Below are 19,955 nucleotides of genomic sequence, written 5' to 3' on the forward strand. Positions count from 1 at the left end.
TTATTCCATAATAGTTACTTGACAAATATTTTGTTGCGCTTTTATTTCTTCAATCACTTCATTTGCTAATAATTCATCTGTTTCGATAACCATCAGCGCTCTTCTTCCTTTTTCTTTACGAGAAACACTCATTGTACTAATGTTAATCTCGTGTTTCGCAAGGATTGAAGCTACTGCGGCAATAGCACCGAAGCGATCGTTATTTACAATAAGTAGTGCTGGACTCGTGCCTGATAATTGAAGATCGAATCCGTTTAATTCTACAACTTCAATTTTACCGCCACCAATTGAGCAAGCTACAACTTCAATTTCTTCTTCACCTTTATACAAACGAATTCTCGCTGTATTTGGGTGAGGTGCATTTGCATCCTCTTCAATGAATTCCACTTCAATTTCGCGCTCTTTTGCTATATCTAGCGCTTCTGGAATACGTAAGTCATCTGTTTCAAATCCTAATATTCCACCAATTAACGCTACATCCGTACCATGCCCTCGATACGTCTTTGCAAATGATCCATATAATGAAATGCTTACTCTTTCTGGTTCATGACGAAACAGCTGGCGAGCAACTTGCCCCATTCTTGCTGCGCCTGCTGTATGTGAACTTGATGGACCAATCATAACTGGACCAATAATATCAAATACTGAGCGATACTTCATCATAACTCCCCCTAAACCTCTATGAAAAAATTTTTACTATTCTATTAAGCTACCAAATCGGTTGCTTTTCCAGTTGTATTACGAATTTGTTCCGCTATACGAATTGGATTGTTTTTGAATAACAGTGAAGCAATATATCCTGAAATAATACCAGTTATAATATTAAATAAAAAACTTAGTATTACCTTCATTTAAAAATAATATAAGATAATCTACGGTAAAGTCTTGTAGCAATCCAAAGTTTAACACAGAACCCCTTACAAGCATAGCATAAACAAGTGAAACGCCCATTGCTTTCATACCTTATGATGCCTTAAAGCTAAAAAATGAAAAAGACTTAATACAAATAATAGTAATATCCTTCCTATTATAATTTCCATGTTGCTCTCTCACGATTTATTCAACTTCACTTGTTATGATAAATGGCTCAAACACATGTATCCTACAGTAAATTATAATCTGTCCTCATTATAGCTTGTTTTTAATAAAACGCTTACTTTTATTGAATTTTAAAAGTTCTGAATAAAAATCCATTTTTGCTATTTGTATCACTCGTATGTCGTCTGACTTATATAACAGTTTTTCTAAATAATCGATACTATGTATTTTCATCCTATATCTTCACATCATTAAAACTTTCTGTTTCATCCTATATAAGCATAAAATGATAACAGTTTTATTTTTAATTTTTTTTAGAAATAAAAAAATGGCAACCTTTCGTCACCATTTTTTCACAACATTATTATCTTTCCACTGGAAATGATTTCAAATCTGTAGCTATTTCTGCATTAGAAAATAGCTCTCTTGCCTCTTTCAATAATTCCTTATATGTATCTCCTTGATAACGTGAACTAATATGAGTCAATATTAATCGTTTTGCATTTGCCTGAAGTGCAATACTTGCAGCTTGCTTAGATGTAGAATGAAAATAATCATACGCTTGTTGTTCATCTTCTGCCGCAAAAGTTGCTTCATGAACAAGTACGTCAGCGTCTTGTGCCAGCTCTCTACTCGCTTCACAATATCTCGTATCACCTAAAATGGTAATAATTCTTCCCTTTTGAGGCGGACCGATAAAATCTTTTCCATTTAGTATCGTACCATTTTCTAATTCAACTACTTCTCCATCTTTTAAACGTTTAAAGAGTGGACCTGGTTTCACACCCATCTCCAGCAATTTATCGACTAAAAGAGCACCTTGTATATCTTTCTCTAAAATACGATACCCAAAACATTCAATACCATGTGACAATCTTTTCGTTTCCACATGAAATTCATTATCTTCAAACACAGTACCTTCTTCTGTTATCTCAACAATTTCAAGTGGGTATTTTACATGTGTCGTACTTACTGATAATGCCACTTCAATAAATTGTTTAATTCCTTTTGGTCCATACACTGTTAAAGGTGTAGTCCCTCCTTGAAACGAACGGCTTCCTAATAAACCAGGCAATCCAAAAATATGATCACCATGTAAATGCGTAATAAATATTTTTTCAATGCGGCGTGGACGTACTGACGTATGTAATATTTGATGTTGCGTCGCCTCGCCACAATCAAATAACCAAGTCTGTCCTCGTTCTTCTAACAATTGCAAAGCAATTGCCGAAACGTTCCTTCCTTTCGAAGGAACACCTGCACCAGTTCCTAAAAATACAAATTCCACTTTCTTTCCTCCAGCTCTTTATATAATCTACCTTCCATCTTACGGAATGTTATTTCAAATGGCAAATCGATTTTACATAACCAATCATCTAGACAACTATATATCACGAACGTTATACTCAAAAAACTTAGCAAACGTTCGTGTTTTATGTTAAAATGATAATACTACATGTTAAGGGAGCGTTTTATTATGAAAGAAGCATTTCGTTTACAAACTGATTTTTCATCTTCATTTGATCGCTGGGTAAGTTCTTTCGTGTCTGATCACCCAGCACAGTTAGAATGGACGACTTTAAAAGAGTTAATCCATGAATATACAACAACACATACAAATGATTCGTTACCCACATATATTTCTTCAGCTTTAACATATTATGCACAACGTGTTTCAACAACAAACAGTTCAGAAATTGTTATTTTTGAAAATCATACAATCTCTTAATCTATCATAAAAAGCACTGGTTACAGTGCTTTTTATTTATACTTATTTAGCAAATCAGCATATTCCGTCCCAAAATTTGTATACATTCTTTGATCAAACTTATCTAAAATTATCTTTTCACTTGAGTTATTAAATAATTCTTTTACTTGTAGTGCAAAAGAGATAATTGGTTTTCTATAAAAACTTTATAATAAAAAGGGGCATGATATGTACTGCTTCATGACACCTTCTACATAAACTTATTTTCTAATTTTTGCTGAAAAGACTTTTCTTGCTTACGTAGTAGTTGACTACCTCGTTGTAAAATTGGTATTCCATACTTATCATTAATTTGATCAATGACAGCAAGTAATGGTTCTTCTTTCGCATCTTCTTCAAATGAAAACAAATCTAATTGTTTCACCGATTCTGTCTTCCACTCTATTTCAGTAGCTGTAACACCTAGCAAACGAACGGAATCACCATCCCAATGTTGCTTCCATAAACGAGAGGCTGCTTGAAAAATATCTCGTTCTTCCCAAATGGCATTTTTCAGTTGCTTACTCCGCGTTACTGTCCGCCTATCATGATATTTAATCATAATTTGAATATTATAGCTGACAAGAGTTCGCTTTTGTAATCTTTTACTCACTGATTTTGATAGCCTTTCTAACATATCAAGTAATTCTTTCTCTTCATCCATATCCTTTGAAAAAGTCATCGAATTACCAACGCTTTTATGTTGTCCCATTTGACTCGGATCGACTTCCCTATCATCCAAACCTTTTGCCCGCTGTTGTAAATCTACACCGTGCTTTCCAATTTTAGTGCGAATGATATGTTCGTTTCCTTTTGCTAACTGCTCAATGGTTTGTATATGAATAGCATTTAATTTTTCAGCTGTTTTTTCTCCAATTCCATGCATCGCCCCAACCGGAAGTGGCCAAATCATTTCTGGAATATCTCGTTTTCGAAGCACGGTAATACCGAGAGGCTTTTTCATATCAGAAGCTGTTTTTGCTAGGAAAAGGTTTGGAGCAATTCCGATGCTACACGGCAGCTGTAACTCTGTTAATAACGCTTGCTGAATCATCTTTGCTATTTCAAGAGGCGAACCGAGTGCGTAGCAATCTGTAATATCTAAATACCCTTCATCTATTGAGACTGGTTGTATTTTTTCTGTAAAACGGGAAAGGATTTGAAACATTTGAAATGAAGCTTCGCGATATAATGTAAAATTAGGACGCCTTACAACTAATTGCGGACATAACCTTTTCGCTTCCCAAAGGGGCATCGTTGTACGTATTCCATATTCTCTCGCCTCATAACTACATGTTATGATAATTCCTTTTCTTTCTTTTTCATTTCCAGCAACCGCTAACGGCTTTCCTTGTAATGATGAGTCATGAGCAATTTCAACAGATGCGAAAAAACAATTCATATCTACATGTAAAATAACACGACCCTTTTTCGGATACATTTCTCGCATAGTACTCACTCCCTAATCAGAACGTTCGTTCTTTTATTATATCAAATTTTGCACAATAATTATAATAATTACTCGTTCTTTTCTATCATGTTTATCACTATAATTTAAATAAAATGGATATATTTGTAACCAGGAGTGATTATTATGAAATCAACTGATAAACTCAATTATACGTTTCTCGTAATTATACTAATCGTCGCAATCAATTATTTACTTCTTCCTATTTTTGATATGAACATAGCTGGTTTCCTCCCTCGCCTAGTACATGTAGTAACAACTTACATACTGCCATGGATTTTCTTGTATTGGCTTATCCGCCTTGTAAAAGCAATCGAATCAAAATAAAAAGCGTGTAAATCACAATTGATTTACACACTTTTTTGTTTATTATTTCGCTACTTCCTCAATGATTGCAACAACTAATTCTGCTGTTTTCGCTAATTCTTCAACAGGAATCTTTTCGTTTGTTGTATGAATTTCTTCATAACCAACTGCTAAGTTAACTGTTGGAATACCGTGTCCTGCAATTACGTTTGCATCACTTCCACCACCACTTTGGTGAAGAGAAGGTGTACGACCAATTTTTTCAGCTGCACGTTTTGCAACTTCTACAACGTGATCGCCATCAGCAAATTTAAATCCTGGATACATAACGTTTACTTCAACGTCTGCTTGACCACCCATTTCTTTTGCAGTTGTTTCAAATGCTTCTTTCATTTTCGCAACTTGCGCTTCCATTTTTTCATTGATTAAAGAACGCGCTTCTGCAAAGATTTGTACATGATCGCAAACGATATTCGTTTGTGTACCACCTTCAAAACGTCCAATATTTGCAGTTGTTTCAGAATCAATACGGCCAAGTGGCATCTTCGCAATTGCTTTCGCTGCGATAGTAATTGCAGATACACCTTTTTCTGGTGCTACACCAGCGTGAGCTGTTTTCCCGCGAATAATTGCATTCACTTTCGCTTGTGTTGGAGCTGCAACAACGATTTCACCAACTTTTCCATCGCTATCTAATGCATAACCGTATTTCGCTGTAATGCGCTCACGATCTAATGCTTTTGCACCAACAAGACCAGATTCTTCTCCAACTGTAATAATAAATTCAATTGTACCATGAGGGATATTTTTTTCTTTTAAAACACGGATTGCTTCGAACATTGATGCTAATCCGGCTTTATCATCCGCACCTAAAATCGTAGTACCATCTGATACGATATACCCATCTTTAATAGAAGGCTTAATTCCATTACCAGGAACTACTGTATCCATATGAGAAGTAAAGTAAATTGTATCAACACCATCTTTTGTTGCTGGTAATGTACAAATTAAGTTACCTGCACCATGCCCAGTAACAGCCATTGTGTCATCTTCAAATACTTCTACACCTAAATCTGTAAATTTCTTTGTTAATACTTTGCAAATTTCTGCTTCAAATTTCGTTTCAGAATCTACTTGTACTAATTCCATGAATTCATTTACTAAACGTTCTTGATTAATCATAAGACTGCGCCTCCTGCACTACCATTATGTATGTAACACTATTAATTATAACAGAATTTCGCAAAAGTTTCGAAATACAAGACAAAAAACAGACGGTTTATATGTCTAGATAACCATCTGCTTTCTATTACTCATTTAACAATACCCAGCGCATATGATCTTCCCACACTCCATTAACCATTAACATCTTTCTAGACACGCCCTCATATTGAAAGCCTATCTTCGTCACTACTTGTATAGATGCTGAGTTTCGCGGCATAATAGGTGCTTCTATACGATGTAATTGAAATTCTTCAAAAGCAACTTGAATAGCTTTTCTAAGCGCTTCTGTCGTATAACCTTTGTTTAACTCTGCTTTATCTAATTTATAACTGAGTACACAGGATTGATAAATTCCACGAACAATTAAATTAAATGAAATACACCCAATTATTTTCGTATCATCACCCTTTTTAAAAATCCAAAGCCTGATGATTTTACCTTCTGCGAACTCTCTTCTATCCTTTTGTAACTTTTTCTTTTGATAATCTAATGTAAAAAAATCATCCGGTCTATACTCTTCCCAAGCTTTTAAAAATTCACGATTTCTGTCGTAATATTGAAGAACTTTTTCAGCATACGACTCATCAATTTCTCTTAAATGCAAACGATTTGTTTCGTATATTTTCATCATCGTATCTCCATTCTTCAGCTTGCATAACAAAAAACTTATACTCCATCATTTTATATATTCTCTACCTACATACAAATTTCCTGTTATACTTTACACGCACTTCTCGAATTTTGTCATTTCTCTCCCCTTGTCCACAATATCATTTCTCGTTACAATGATATTGTACTGATTTGCAAGGAGGTATAACGATGCATAAAAAAGCTCAAAAAGTTATGATTTATGTAATGCTAATTTCTATGCTTGTAACAACATTACTTGCTGGCGCGAGTATGTTTTGGTAAAAAGGACGATGTGTTCGTCCTTTTTTTACTTTTACACACAATAAAAATAAACCATCTCGAAACCGAGATGGTTTATTTTGTATAAAGCACAATCGCTACAATACTAAAGGAAAATGACATTACAAGTGCTATTACAAAACTTGTATATTGTTTCTGCTGAAATGCCCCAATAACAAAAGTAAGATTGAGTAATGCCATACATACAATCGCTACAAGATAAGAACATATATTAAAAGTTGCCAATATGAATGTAATAATAAATAGAAATCCCATAAAAAACTGCATATACGAAAGTTTTGGATTCAAGTACATATGAGCAACCCCTTTATCTAATTTTACTCCGATTGGTGTGGGCTAATAATGAGCGGGTAATAACCTCCCACTGATTAAAGTTTCACTTTACCTTTCTATACTCTCATTAACGCATGGTTATGTACACATGTCAAGACAACTTATTACAATAGAAAAAGCCAACCTTTTCGTTGGCTTTTTCATATGCAATGGCTCCTTTTTCTTTTGCCAATTGCTGAAATGATTTTTTCGATTTCACAATCCATACTTTCGTTCCAATTGGAATACGATCAAACAAATATTCCACATCGTTTTTCTTCATTCTTATACATCCTTGTGAAATATACTTTCCAATTGAACTCGGTTGGTTTGTTCCATGTATTCCATATTTACTTCCATCAGTTCCTCTTGCATTAAATCCAATCCACCTTGATCCAAGTGGATTTTTTGGCGATCCACCTGGAATATCCTTCGCAATGTAATACGGATCCTTCGCTTTCATTACAACATCAAAAGTTCCTTCTGGAGTTAATTCATTCGTTTTCCCTGTCGCTACTGGAAAAACCTTTTGAATCTTTCCATCGTCAATGTAAGCTAATTTATTCGTTGCTTTATTTACAATAATAAAAGGATCTCCCGCACGTGGATTATCCCCAAGAGGCCAAATCGGCGATAAAGAAAGACATAATATGATAGAGAGAAGATACGGCATAGATAATTCCTACCTTCTATATAAGTTCTTTTATATTATCCTTTCCCTTAAAGCGACTTTTAATGAGTAAATATTGTTCCATTTCATACACAAGTTGAACAAGTTTCGCACGTATCTCAAATTCTTCGCGTGTAGCTGGCAATGGCATGTCTCTAAATAATTCCCTCATTTCTTGAAGCTGCCTTAAGGAAATAACGCCTGTACTCTCAGGGCTAATAGCATTACCAATGTTTTCAACAACATCTGCAATCATGTCAGCTTGTTCATACGTCCACGATAAAGAAGCTGCTAGTGGTATCATTCGCTCTAAAATTTCGAATTGTTGCATACGCATATTAAAATAACGATAATAATAATCATCTTCTCGCATAAATGCATTCTCAAGTTTTTTAAACGATAAATCTCTTGCTTCATTTAACATATTCTCGGTTTCAATGAGTTCTGCCCCGCTCCAACTACTTTCTCGATTTCGTAAATACACAACCATTTCAAACAAAATCGTTTTAAAATTACTCTCTATTTTATCCTGATACTCTTTTAGCTTATTTTCACTACTCGGCATATACATATTCACTAATAGAGCCACGCTAATCCCTATCGTTAATATCGCAATTTCGTTCCCAACAATAAGCCATGTGATTTGTTTCAATGAATACAGGTGCATAACAATAACGGAGCTCGTGACAATACCTTCTTGAATTTTGAGCATAACTGCAGTCGGAATAAATGTAAGTAACAATATGCTAATTGCTAGTGGTGTATATCCAATTGTTTCAAAAATGCAAAACGCGAACAACATTGATAATACACAAGCTAAAAAACGATGTAATGATACTTGAAGTGATTTCCGTTTCGTATTTTGTACACATAATATAACCAAAATACCCGCTGAACTATAAAATTCTAACCCTAATAACTGAGCAATAAAAACTGCTGCTCCTGTCCCTATTGCTGTTTTTACTGTACGGTATCCAATTTTGAACATAGCATTGCTCCTATATGTATAAACTTATTTACAGTTAGTATAAAAAAAGGATGACACAATGTCATCCTTTTCTACTTATTATTCACGTAACCTTTACATATTACAATATTTTTTGTAAAAATTGTTGCGCACGCTCGCTTTTCGGTGCTGCAAAAAATTCTGCTGGCGCACTATCTTCTACAAGTTTTCCACCATCTAAAAAGAGAACACGATCTGCTACTTCTCTTGCAAATCCCATTTCATGTGTAACAATCGCCATTGTCATTCCTGTTGTAACTAATGATTTCATAACTTCTAACACTTCTTTTACCATTTCTGGATCTAGTGCTGATGTCGGTTCATCAAATAACATTACTTCTGGTTCCATCGCTAACGCCCTCGCAATTGCTACACGTTGCTTTTGTCCTCCCGAAAGACGATTCGGATACGTATCTTTTTTATCTAATAAACCGACCTTTTCTAACAGTTTTTCGGCTTTCTTTTCAGCTTCTTGTTTCGTTACTCCTTTTACATTGATAGGAGCATACGTAATATTTTCTAATACAGTCATATGAGGAAATAGGTGGAAATGCTGAAATACCATTCCGACATTTTCACGAACGTGCATAATATTCGTTTTCGGATTCGTTACTTCTTTCGTTCCAATCCAAATGTGACCATTTGTCGGTGCTTCTAACACATTCATACAACGTAAAAATGTTGATTTCCCTGATCCAGACGGTCCAATGATTGCTACTACTTCCCCTTTTTCAATCGTTGTTGTAATTCCTTTTAATACTTCGTTTTTTCCAAATGATTTATGAAGGTTTTCAATTTTAATCACTTTTCTTCATTCTCCCTTCAATTGCCTTCCCGACTAATGTAAGAATAATGACTAGCATATAATAAATGAGTCCAACAAAAAGTAATGGTTCCAGATATTTAAACGTCTCACCGCCTACAATGTAAGCACGGCGCATTAAATCCGTCGCTCCTATTACTGTTACTACAGCCGATTCTTTCGTAAGTGTCGCAAACTCGTTCACAAGCGCTGGTAATATATTTTTTAATGCTTGAGGAAAAATAATATTTCGCATCATTTTCCCGTAAGGAATTCCTAAAGCCATTGCTGCTTCTGTTTGTCCTTTATCAACTGCTTGAATGCCGGCACGGATTACTTCTGACATGTATGCACCTGAATTCAAACTAAATGCTAGTACAGCCGCTAAAAAGGCCGGTATTTCATAACCAATTATTTGCGGTACACCGAAATAAATAATCATTAATTGCAATACAAGTGGTGTACCACGGAAAATTGATGTATAAAGATCTGCCGCTATATTTAATGCTCGTATTCTAGCAATTTTACAAAGCGCTAATAACGTTCCTAAAATAAATCCTGCTAAAGCTGACACTGCTACAATTTTCAAAGTAACTTCTAGACCTTTTAATATATACGGTATCGAAGGCGTAATCGCTGAAAAATCTAAGTTCATTCTTTTCATTCCCCTCACAGAAAAGTGAAAGGCAGCTTATTTTTCGCTGCCAAACCATTTCTTCACTAATTTATCCATTTCGCCATTTTCTTGCATTTTTTTAATTACTTTATTAAATTCAGCTGTTTTATCACTATTTTTCGGAAGGGCAATTGCTGCTCCTACTTCTTCTGGCGCTTCTTTAATTTCAATTCCTTGTAAATCTTTCATTTTCTCTAAATAATTTTTAGCAACTGTGTCTTCTATAATTGCAGCATCAAAACGACCTGCTTTGATTTCTTGTACGATTTCTGGTATACGGTCACGTCCCTCAACTTTGAAATCTACTTGTTTTTTAAATTCTGCTGCTTTCTCTTCTTGAATAGATCCTGTTTGTACCCCTACTTTTTTCCCTTTTAAATCCTCTACAGATTTAATATTAGAATCCTTTTTAGAAACGACCATATTTTTCGCAACAAAATAAATATCTGTGAAATCAACATTATTTTTACGCTCTGCAGTTGGCGTCATACCTGCCATTACGAAATCAACTTTTCCTGAGCTAAGAGATGCTAATAAACCACCAAAATCCATATCTTTCACTTTCACTTCATAACCAAGTTCTTTTCCGATATATTTAGCAACATCAACATCAAAGCCGATAATTTCATCACTTTTTGAAGCTTCTACGTATTCATATGGTTTATAATCTGCTGAAGTCCCCATAACCAGTACTTTTTTATTTTTTCCCGTAGCCTTTTCTTCCCCATTACTACAAGCGCTAAACATACTTACAATTAAAATAAGTGCAAACGATATTGATAATAATTTCTTCATATTTCTTCCCCCTAATAATGTATATTTAAAAGTTTAATAGAATATTTATTCGATGTTTGTATTGTATCAGCACTTTCATTTTTATGCAATATATAAAATAAAAATAAATAAAATAACCGTACAAACACCGTTTACTATGTATAAAAAATGCATAAAATAACACAACCATGCATATCTCACAAATTTTAATACTAAATAAAAAAGGCGGCACATCCACTTGATTGTGGACGTACCGCCTTTTCGCTTTTTTTATAGTTCTTCACAATTCTCTTCGAAATACGATTGTAGTTTTGCAATAACTTGCATCGGTTCATGACCTTCAATTTCATGACGCTCTACCATCGTTACAATTTTTCCATCTTTTAATAATGCAAATGATGGAGAAGAAGGTGGATACCCTTCGAAATATTCACGAGCTCTTGCTGTTGCTTCTTTATCTTGACCTGCAAACACCGTTACAAGATGGTTAGGACGTTTATCATAATGTACGGAATGCGCAGCAGCAGGGCGAGCAATACCACCTGCACAACCACATACAGAGTTTACCATTACAAGTGTTGTTCCATTTCTTTGAAACGCTTCTTCTACTGCTTCTGGCGTCGTTAATTCTGTATAGCCAGCAGAGACAATCTCTTCACGCGCTTGGCGGACAACATCATTCATAAAAAAGTTAAAATTAATCAATCTTTTCCCTCCTCTAAAACTACCTATTTGTATCTTACCAGTTAATGTTTATGAAATACAAGTAAGTTTACTTGTATTTAGGTATAGAAAAGGTGTTAGAGCTGGGCTCTAACACCTTTTTTTAATGACCACGATGTTTTTTCTTTGCTTTTTGTACTTTGATTAAGCGTCTTCTTTGTTTTTCAGCTTCTCGCTTCTCTTTAGATTGCACTTTCTTTTCTTGTTTATGCAGTTCATAAGATAAGCTAATTGCCTCTTGCGCCTTAGTAAAACGGTTTACATTTACTTCTTTTGCTGCTTGTCGTATGATCCGCTTTATATTTTTGGAACGCTGTTTTTCTTTCAATTCCACACCACATTTTGCAAAGTGCTGAAAATACGCTAACATTGAACCGTTCACAAATATAAGTACTTCTTCGTCTGAAGGTTCCGTTCCAAAAATATACCTTGCCCCATACAACTTCCCTTTTTCTTTACATGTAATAATTCCTACAAAAAATTGACCATCGTGATATACTGTCAAATCCATTGACAGCCCCTCCTTTAAAAAATTAGAAATACGGGACATCCCGGAGGGGGAAGGTTACTGACACGAAATCATGCGTCTGGACTACCAACCAGAGCTGTGTTTTTGTATTTCTTTCGCTATTATTATATCTTTTTTTCCATAATTTTCATATATTCAACAATCATTTTTTTATGAGACCCCACAATATATTCAGGTAGTTCTGTTACTTGGAAGAATTTAAGCTGAACTGCCTCTTCTTTATTCATAACAAAATCCCCTTCGTATTCATCTGTATAATAAGCGGTCGTTACGGATTGAAATTCATCGCCGTTTGCTAATTTTGTAAAGTAGTTCGCTCCAGAAAATACATTAATTAATCGCAGATTTTTCACTTTTATTCCTGTCTCTTCATATACTTCCCGGTTTGCTGTTTCTTCTGGTGATTCACCAAGCTCCATGAGCCCGCCAGGCAGCCCCCACTTTCCGTAAGGCTCTGTTCGTTGCTGTAATAATACATATCCATGTTCATTTATAACGAGTACAACAGCACCAACTAAAATTAAAGGGCGATGACCAACTATTTTTCGTAATTCTTCTACATATCCCATCGTATCGCCTCCTTTTTCGTTGTCCACACTATTGTATCATATGTATGAAACGACAAAATGCGTATATTTTTCATTTTTTTAACAAAATATTTATTTTATGTGCTTCATCTACTGTAGCTAACATAATGGATTCGATTTCCACACTCTTCTCTAAAAACTCTTTCGCCCACTCTTCTGTTCTTCCAATTAAAGCAAGAACGTCTTGCTGAATTCTTCCATCCTTCACTAGAATAAAAGCAACTGGAGATTTTTTTCCTGCTACTCTAAGATCCAGCCGAGAAGCTGCTTCATATTCTGGATACCGAAATATAGAAACTACACCACTCGCTTCCCATAATGCTAATTTAATCGTTTGAATATCGCTCACATTTCGCATACGAAGTTCCGAAAATAAATATTCCACCGTAATTCTCGCTTTTTTCAAATTGCTAAAATCAATGGAACCATTATGTATAAGAATAACAGGTGCTGGCTCTAAAAAGCGTCTCCATCTATCCCACTTCAGCATTAAAATAGAGCTTATAATATGAAGTACAACAAGTATAAACGTTGTAATCATCGAACCGAGTAATCCAACTTTTTCATCAGATAATGCGTTAGAAATATTCCCGCCAAGCAATAACACTAATACAACATCTAAAAAACGAAGTTGTGCGATGGATCTTTGCCCCATCGCTTTCGCAACTAATATTAAAAATATGTATGCTATTATAGCCCGAACAACCCATTCACTATTAGAAAGATGCCGTGCCCCTTCAAAAATATGCATATGCATCACTTTGCACTCCTTATATCCCAAACTGCTAGTCTGTTTTAGTGTGCAACGTTTAAGAGCATATATGTAAAAAAGCTGGTTCGTTTTTACACGAACCAGCTTTTTTACTTAACAGAAAACATATACTTTTTATAGGTTTTCCGTACCGATAATATAAGACCCATCATAATCATATTTGAGAATAAGGAACTCCCCCCATATGATAAGAAAGGTAATGCAATCCCTTTTACAGGCATTAGTCCAACGATCATACCGATGTTTTGGAATATTTGAACTGTCAATATACCGATAGATCCAGCACATAATAATGTACCAAATAAATTATCAGCAGAATAACCGATAATAATTGTTCGATATAGTAGTAATAGGAACAAGAAGACAACTAACGCTGCTACGATAAATCCACCTTCTTCGGCAATAGTAGCGAAAATAAAGTCCGTATGCTTCTCTGGGATATAGACGCTTCCTTCACCAAATCCTTTACCTTCCATTCCTCCACTACCTACAGCTAAAATCGATTGCTGTGTTTGATAACCTTGATCTGTATGTTCAAATGGATCTAACCAACCTAAAATACGTGATTGTTGGTGAGGTTTTAGTAAAGTAACTAAATTGTTAAAGAAGAAATCCTCATATCTTACGTAAATAAATATTAACGCAGATAATATGGTCACCGGAATAACTGTACATAACGCTATCAATTTTTTCTGAATACCTGACATAAATAAAATACATGCAATAGCAGCAGCATATAGGAACACCATACCTGTATCTGGTTGGCTATATACAACAGCCATAGGCGGAAGTGATACCAGCATAATTTTACCTACTAATTTCAAATCCGTTTGGAATGTCCTTGCCATATACTGTGCATTATGTTTCACTGCTATACTTGCTACTATGAGAAGCAATGAAATTTTGAAAAACTCAGACGGCTGAATTTGTCCAGCTACTGGAAAAACAAACCATCTTTTTGCACCTAATTTTTCAGGTGTGAAAGTAGAAACTGGTAATATTTTCAAAAGAATAAGTGATCCAAATCCAGCAATATAAAGTGGCCAAGACAATTTTTGCAATTGATCTAAATCTATGCTTGCAACAAGAAGTAACAATACAACCCCAATTATGTAGTTAACACCTTGTTTCATAGCAAAGTTTGCATCTCCATACTGTCCGGTTTGCTGACTGCTATATATAGCAGCTATACTCGTAACACATAGTGCAAACAAAATTAAAATTAATTTTACATCTAAACTTTTTAGAAACTCGGTACTTCTTTTCATGACATCCTCCTGAAACATTGTTGCGGCAAAATAAAAAACCAGGAGTCAACATTCTTCATGTTTTGACGACTGATTACACATTATCTATAAAACACTTATATAGAATAACTCTCTTTTTCATACAATACAATATATTATACTACAGTTTCATCAGTAAGATTTGCCAAAAAAATTATTCTTTCCTTATTTTATATCTATATACCATATATCAGCAATGTATTTTCGTAAATTTCTAATACAATCTCATTCATTGTAAGATTACCGGGAAAAGTGTTGTACATATAGTAGGATGCAAATGAAGAAATAAGATGATAAAAAGCTCGCATAAGCGAGCTTTTTATTAATATACAGATGTATTATTTTCTGACGTATTTTCTAAAATTTCTTTTACACGTCCTAAGAACTTACCACAAATTAAGCCATCTAATACACGGTGATCAAGTGATAAACATAAGTTAACCATATTGCGAGCACCGAACATACCATTATCCATAATTACTGGACGTTTTACAATTGATTCAACTTGTAAAATAGCCGCTTGTGGGTAATTAATAATACCCATAGATTGAACAGAACCGAATGATCCTGTGTTATTAATTGTAAATGTTCCGCCTTGCATTTCGTCCGCTTTTAACGATTTCGTACGTACTTTTCCTGCAAGTTCTGTAATTTCACGAGCGATACCTTTAATCGTCTTCTCGTCCGCGTGTTTAATTACTGGTACAAATAGTTCGTCCTCTGTTGCAACAGCGATAGAAAGGTTAATATCTTTCTTCTGAACGATTTTATCGCCAGCCCACATTGAATTAATTTGAGGATATTCTTTTAACGCTTGTGCTACTGCTTTTACGAAGAAAGCAAAGAACGTTAAGTTAAAGCCTTCACGCTTCTTGAAATCACCTTTAATTGAATTACGGTATGACACAAGGTTTGTCACATCTACTTCAATCATCATCCAAGCATGTGGCGCTTCGTGTTTACTACGTAACATGTTCGCTGCAATTGCTTTACGCACACCTGTTACTGGAATTTCGATATCTCCAGGCATTGTCGGTACAGAAACTGGTTTTGCAGCTTCTACTTTTTGTGCTACAGGTGCTGCTTTTGGTGCATCTAGACGCGCTTCTACTACAGCTGCTACCGCTTCCTCTTTTTTTGCACCTGCTTGCGGAATATTTCCAGATTCCACTAGCTTTAAAATATCTTTACGAGTGATACGGCCATTTGCTCCCGTACCTTCTACTAAATCTAAATCCACGTTATGCTCACCCGCAAGTTTTAACACAGCTGGTGAAAAACGTGGTTTCCCATCAGTTGGTTGTTTTGCTTTCGGTGCTTTTTCAGGCGTAGCTACTTCTGCTTTTGGTTCTTCTTTCGTTTTTTCCTCAACAGCTGTTGCAGCTACTTCATCTGCGCCTTCTACTTGAATCACACAAACGACTTCACCTACAGCTAACGTATCACCTTCACCAGCGATTAACTCTTTCACAATACCAGTGAAAGAAGATGGTACTTCAGCATTTACTTTATCAGTCATTACTTCTGCAAGCGGATCATACTTATTTACGTGATCGCCAACATTAACGAGCCATTTACTAATTGTACCCTCTGTAACGCTCTCCCCGAGCTGAGGCATTGTAATATTTTCTACAGCCATGTATAGTCCCCCCGATTAAAATTCCGCAAGTTCACGCATTGCTTTTTCAACTTTATCTGGATTTACCATAAAGAATTTTTCCATTGTTGGTGCATATGGCATTGCTGGAACGTCTGGACCTGCAAGACGTGCGATTGGCGCATCTAAATCAAACAGACAGTTCTCAGCAATAATTGCTGCCACTTCACTTATAATACTTCCTTCTTTATTGTCTTCTGTTACAAGAAGAACTTTACCTGTTTTAGAAGCTGCTTCAATGATGGCTTCTTTATCTAATGGATATACAGTACGTAAATCAAGAATGTGTGCAGAGATGCCGTCCTGTGCTAACTTTTCAGCTGCTTGAAGAGCAAAATGAACACATAATCCGTATGTGATAACAGTAATATCATCACCTTCGCGTTTTACATCTGCTTTTCCGATTGGTAATACGTAGTCATCTTCTGGTACTTCACCTTTAATTAAGCGATATGCACGTTTATGTTCAAAGAATAATACTGGATCTTCATCACGAATGGCAGCTTTTAGTAAGCCTTTTGCATCATATGGTGTAGAAGGGATAACAATTTTTAAACCTGGTTGGTTTGCAAACATCGCTTCTACAGATTGCGAATGATACAATGCACCGTGAACGCCTCCGCCAAATGGTGCACGAATTGTAACTGGACAAGTCCAATCGTTGTTAGAACGATAACGAATTTTTGCTGCCTCAGAAACAATTTGGTTTACTGCTGGCATGATGAAATCAGCAAACTGCATTTCAGCGATTGGACGCATACCATACATTGCAGCACCAATTGCTACCCCAGCGATTGCAGATTCTGCAAGCGGTGCATCAAGCGCACGATCTTCACCAAATTGATCATACAAACCGTGTGTCGCTTTAAACACGCCACCTTTTTTACCAACATCTTCTCCTAAAACGAATACTTTCTCATCGCGTTCCATTTCTTCGCGCATTGCTAATGTAATAGCATCAATATAAGACATTACAGCCATGAAACGTTCCCCCCTATTCTGCGTATACGTGCTTCAATGCATCTTCAGGTGCTGCATACGGAGCATTTTCTGCATATTCTGTTGCTTCGTTTACGATATGCATAATTTCGTCTAACATTTGTTTTTCAGATTCCTCAGTTAACACACCAGCTTCTTTTAAATAAGCTGCGAATGTTATAATTGAATCTTTTTTCTTCGCTTCTTCTACTTCTTCTTTATCACGATAAACACGATCATCATCGTCACTAGAATGTGCTGTTAAACGATATGATACTGTTTCAATTAAAGTCGGGCCTTCACCACGGCGGCCACGGTCTGCCGCTTCTTTTACAGCTTTATACACTGCAAGCGGATCGTTTCCGTCTATTGTATATCCAGGCATACCGTAACCAATTGCACGATCTGCTACGTTTTTACATGCTAATTGTTTTTCAACCGGAATAGAGATTGCATATTTATTATTTTCACACATGAAAATAACAGGTAGTTTGTGTACACCAGCAAAGTTTGCTCCTTCATGGAAGTCACCTTGGTTTGAAGAACCTTCTCCGAATGTAACAAACGTTACTAAATCTTTCTTCTCCATTTTTCCAGCTAGTGCAATACCAACTGCATGTGGCACTTGCGTTGTTACTGGAGATGAACCTGTCACAATACGATTTTTCTTTTGACCGAAGTGACCAGGCATTTGACGACCACCAGAGTTTGGATCTCCAGCTTTTGCGAAAGCTGACAACATAAGTTCTTTAGCTGTCATACCAAACGCTAGTACAACACCCATATCACGGTAATATGGTAATGCATAATCTTTTTCTCTATCAAGAGCGAACGCTGCCCCAACTTGTGCAGCCTCTTGTCCTTGACAAGAAATTACGAATGGAATTTTACCAGCACGGTTTAATAACCACATACGTTCGTCAATTTTACGTGCAAGTAACATCGTACGGAACATTTCTAATACTTGCTCATCACTTAAGCCAAGCTCTTCATGGCGCTTTTCTTTTACTTCTGCCATTTTTCATAACCTCCTAAATCCACATTTTTATGCGTGTAACGCTTTTCCATCTACAGCTAGTGCTGCTTCACCAATCGCCTCAGATAATGATGGATGCGGATGAATTGTATGTGCTACTTCCCAAGGTGTTGCATCAAGTACTCTTGCAAGACCAGCTTCAGAAATCATATCTGTTACATGTGGTCCAATCATATGAACACCAAGAATGTCATTTGTTTCTTCATCAACTACAAGTTTTACAAAGCCATCAGATTCTCCGTATACAAGTGCTTTTCCGATTGCACGGAATGAGAACTTACCTACTTTTAACTTATAGCCTTTTTCTTTCGCTTCTTGTTCTGTTAAACCAACAGAAGCAACTTCTGGGCTGCTATATACGCATTTTGATACCATAGAATAATCAATTGTTGTAACTTCTTTACCAGCAATATGTTCTACTGCAACAATTCCTTCATGAGAAGCAACGTGAGCAAGCTGTAAGCCACCGATTACATCTCCAATTGCGTAAATATGAGATTCTTTCGTTTGATAAAACTCATTTGTTTGAATGTATCCTTTTTCCACAACGATATCCGTATTCTCTAAACCAATATTTTGCGTATTAGCCTGTCTTCCTACAGATACAAGCATTTTTTCTGCTTTAAATTCTTTATTCTCACCGTTATGTTCAGCTTGAATTGTTACTCCATTATCTTTTACCAATGTTTCTGGTAATACTTTTGCACCAGTTACCACTTTAATACCTTTTTTCTTGAATAGACGTTGCATTTCTTTTGAAACGTCCTGATCTTCTAGTGGTAATATCGTTTTCGCATACTCTAACACTGTAACTTCTACACCGAAGTCAGCAAGCATAGATGCCCACTCAATACCGATTACACCGCCACCAACAATAATAATCGAACTAGGAAGCGTTTCCATTTTTAGGGCGTGATCTGAAGACATTACGTACTCTCCGTCTAACTCTAAACCTGGTAATGAATTTGGACGAGAACCTGTTGCAACAAGTACATTTTTTGGAATTAACATTTCATTCTCTTCTCCACTTGCAAGTTCAACTGAAATTGTACCTGGCATCGGAGAGAAAATAGATGGGCCAAGAATACGGCCAATACCTTCAAACACATCAATTTTACCTTGTTTCATTAAGTGTTGAACACCTTTATGAAGCTGCGTTACAATCTTCTCTTTACGCTCTTGTACTTTTGCAAAGTTTAGTTCTACATTACTTGCAATAACCCCGAACTCTTCGCTTTTTTTAGCAGTTGCGTATACTTCCGCACTACGTAAAAGAGCTTTACTAGGAATACATCCTTTGTGTAAACAAGTACCACCAAGATTTTCTTTTTCAACAAGTGCTGTTTTTAATCCTAGTTGTGATGCGCGAATAGCAGCAACATATCCACCTGTACCACCGCCAACGATGACTAAATCATATTCTCTTGCCATTAT

Annotated in this window: 23 protein-coding genes and 1 pseudogene; 3 read left to right on the forward strand and 21 right to left on the reverse strand. The window is 35.8% G+C overall.

Going from position 1 to position 19,955, the window contains the following annotated elements; genetic code table 11:
* Positions 1-660, reverse strand: coding sequence for an L-serine ammonia-lyase, iron-sulfur-dependent subunit beta (gene sdaAB / locus DN390_RS11270; protein ID WP_060632200.1), 660 nt, complete (start codon positions 658-660; stop codon positions 1-3).
* A gap of 742 nt (positions 661-1,402) precedes the next feature.
* Complete coding sequence (rnz, locus tag DN390_RS11280; RefSeq protein WP_097950619.1) at positions 1,403-2,326, reverse strand: ribonuclease Z; 924 nt, start codon at positions 2,324-2,326, stop codon at positions 1,403-1,405.
* A 189-nt stretch (positions 2,327-2,515) separates the two neighbouring features.
* On the opposite strand from rnz, the gene DN390_RS11285 reads away from it, so the two are divergent.
* Positions 2,516-2,767 carry a DUF3932 family protein gene (locus DN390_RS11285; RefSeq protein WP_097950618.1) on the forward strand — a complete coding sequence of 84 codons (252 nt, stop codon included), beginning with the start codon at positions 2,516-2,518 and terminating at the stop codon, positions 2,765-2,767.
* A gap of 32 nt (positions 2,768-2,799) precedes the next feature.
* Here the strand turns inward: DN390_RS11285 and DN390_RS31605 are convergent.
* Together DN390_RS31605 and DN390_RS11295 are read right to left on the reverse strand one after the other, a co-directional pair.
* Positions 2,800-2,946, reverse strand: a pseudogene (locus DN390_RS31605) (DNA polymerase IV); the annotation flags it as partial.
* A 50-nt stretch (positions 2,947-2,996) separates the two neighbouring features.
* Positions 2,997-4,235 (reverse strand): DNA polymerase IV, encoded by a 1,239-nt coding sequence (locus DN390_RS11295; protein ID WP_097950617.1) that lies wholly within the window; start codon positions 4,233-4,235, stop codon positions 2,997-2,999.
* Positions 4,236-4,379: 144 nt separating this feature from the next.
* Here DN390_RS11295 and DN390_RS11300 point away from each other — a divergent pair, with 144 nt between their 5' ends.
* Positions 4,380-4,580, forward strand: coding sequence for a hypothetical protein (locus tag DN390_RS11300; RefSeq protein ID WP_000842873.1), 201 nt, complete (start codon positions 4,380-4,382; stop codon positions 4,578-4,580).
* Between the two features lie 42 nt (positions 4,581-4,622).
* On the opposite strand, the gene DN390_RS11305 is transcribed toward DN390_RS11300, so the two are convergent.
* Complete coding sequence (locus DN390_RS11305) at positions 4,623-5,741, reverse strand: tripeptidase T (protein ID WP_000609810.1); 1,119 nt, start codon at positions 5,739-5,741, stop codon at positions 4,623-4,625.
* 127 nt (positions 5,742-5,868) lie between these two features.
* On the reverse strand, positions 5,869-6,414 hold the full coding sequence (locus DN390_RS11310) for a GNAT family N-acetyltransferase (protein ID WP_060632207.1): 546 nt from the start codon (positions 6,412-6,414) through the stop codon (positions 5,869-5,871).
* Positions 6,415-6,602: 188 nt separating this feature from the next.
* On the opposite strand from DN390_RS11310, the gene prli42 reads away from it, so the two are divergent.
* Positions 6,603-6,695: a stressosome-associated protein Prli42 gene (prli42, locus tag DN390_RS30610; RefSeq protein WP_000549038.1), complete on the forward strand. Its 93-nt coding sequence runs from the start codon at positions 6,603-6,605 to the stop codon at positions 6,693-6,695.
* Positions 6,696-6,767: 72 nt separating this feature from the next.
* On the opposite strand, the gene DN390_RS11315 is transcribed toward prli42, so the two are convergent.
* The 15 genes from DN390_RS11315 to lpdA form a co-directional block, all read right to left on the reverse strand.
* The gene (locus tag DN390_RS11315) at positions 6,768-7,007 is read right to left on the reverse strand and encodes a DUF3894 domain-containing protein (protein WP_060632208.1); all 240 of its coding nucleotides are present in this window, start codon (positions 7,005-7,007) and stop codon (positions 6,768-6,770) included.
* Between the two features lie 130 nt (positions 7,008-7,137).
* Positions 7,138-7,698, reverse strand: a complete 561-nt coding sequence (locus tag DN390_RS11320; protein WP_097950616.1) for a L,D-transpeptidase — start codon at positions 7,696-7,698, stop codon at positions 7,138-7,140.
* Between the two features lie 16 nt (positions 7,699-7,714).
* The gene (locus DN390_RS11325; protein WP_060632210.1) at positions 7,715-8,683 is read right to left on the reverse strand and encodes an aromatic acid exporter family protein; all 969 of its coding nucleotides are present in this window, start codon (positions 8,681-8,683) and stop codon (positions 7,715-7,717) included.
* A gap of 100 nt (positions 8,684-8,783) precedes the next feature.
* On the reverse strand, positions 8,784-9,506 hold the full coding sequence (locus DN390_RS11330) for an amino acid ABC transporter ATP-binding protein (RefSeq protein ID WP_147807358.1): 723 nt from the start codon (positions 9,504-9,506) through the stop codon (positions 8,784-8,786).
* Entirely contained in the window at positions 9,499-10,158 is a 660-nt protein-coding gene (locus DN390_RS11335; protein WP_001046917.1) for an amino acid ABC transporter permease, read from the reverse strand. The genes DN390_RS11330 and DN390_RS11335 overlap by 8 nt, the downstream gene beginning before the upstream one ends.
* Before the next feature lie 36 nt (positions 10,159-10,194).
* On the reverse strand, positions 10,195-10,974 hold the full coding sequence (locus DN390_RS11340; RefSeq protein WP_000735473.1) for a transporter substrate-binding domain-containing protein: 780 nt from the start codon (positions 10,972-10,974) through the stop codon (positions 10,195-10,197).
* Positions 10,975-11,223: 249 nt separating this feature from the next.
* Positions 11,224-11,637 carry a BrxA/BrxB family bacilliredoxin gene (locus DN390_RS11345; protein WP_170955055.1) on the reverse strand — a complete coding sequence of 138 codons (414 nt, stop codon included), beginning with the start codon at positions 11,635-11,637 and terminating at the stop codon, positions 11,224-11,226.
* Positions 11,638-11,779: 142 nt separating this feature from the next.
* The gene (locus tag DN390_RS11350; RefSeq protein WP_147807359.1) at positions 11,780-12,187 is read right to left on the reverse strand and encodes a YjdF family protein; all 408 of its coding nucleotides are present in this window, start codon (positions 12,185-12,187) and stop codon (positions 11,780-11,782) included.
* Between the two features lie 122 nt (positions 12,188-12,309).
* Positions 12,310-12,774: an NUDIX hydrolase gene (locus tag DN390_RS11355; protein WP_060632213.1), complete on the reverse strand. Its 465-nt coding sequence runs from the start codon at positions 12,772-12,774 to the stop codon at positions 12,310-12,312.
* A gap of 70 nt (positions 12,775-12,844) precedes the next feature.
* Complete coding sequence (locus tag DN390_RS11360) at positions 12,845-13,549, reverse strand: DUF421 domain-containing protein (protein WP_147807360.1); 705 nt, start codon at positions 13,547-13,549, stop codon at positions 12,845-12,847.
* Positions 13,550-13,653: 104 nt separating this feature from the next.
* Complete coding sequence (locus DN390_RS11365; RefSeq protein ID WP_063223015.1) at positions 13,654-14,832, reverse strand: FtsW/RodA/SpoVE family cell cycle protein; 1,179 nt, start codon at positions 14,830-14,832, stop codon at positions 13,654-13,656.
* A gap of 340 nt (positions 14,833-15,172) precedes the next feature.
* Positions 15,173-16,489 carry a dihydrolipoamide acetyltransferase family protein gene (locus DN390_RS11375; protein ID WP_147807361.1) on the reverse strand — a complete coding sequence of 439 codons (1,317 nt, stop codon included), beginning with the start codon at positions 16,487-16,489 and terminating at the stop codon, positions 15,173-15,175.
* 15 nt (positions 16,490-16,504) lie between these two features.
* Positions 16,505-17,488: a 3-methyl-2-oxobutanoate dehydrogenase subunit beta gene (gene bfmBAB / locus DN390_RS11380; protein WP_000290070.1), complete on the reverse strand. Its 984-nt coding sequence runs from the start codon at positions 17,486-17,488 to the stop codon at positions 16,505-16,507.
* 13 nt (positions 17,489-17,501) lie between these two features.
* Entirely contained in the window at positions 17,502-18,503 is a 1,002-nt protein-coding gene (gene bfmBAA / locus DN390_RS11385) for a 3-methyl-2-oxobutanoate dehydrogenase subunit alpha (protein ID WP_063223014.1), read from the reverse strand.
* Positions 18,504-18,530: 27 nt separating this feature from the next.
* Complete coding sequence (lpdA, locus tag DN390_RS11390; protein ID WP_147807362.1) at positions 18,531-19,952, reverse strand: dihydrolipoyl dehydrogenase; 1,422 nt, start codon at positions 19,950-19,952, stop codon at positions 18,531-18,533.
* Positions 19,953-19,955: the final 3 nt, after the last annotated feature.

This window comes from Bacillus sp. SH7-1 (assembly GCF_008042405.1).
Taxonomy (GTDB): Bacteria; Bacillota; Bacilli; order Bacillales; family Bacillaceae_G; genus Bacillus_A; species Bacillus_A thuringiensis_N.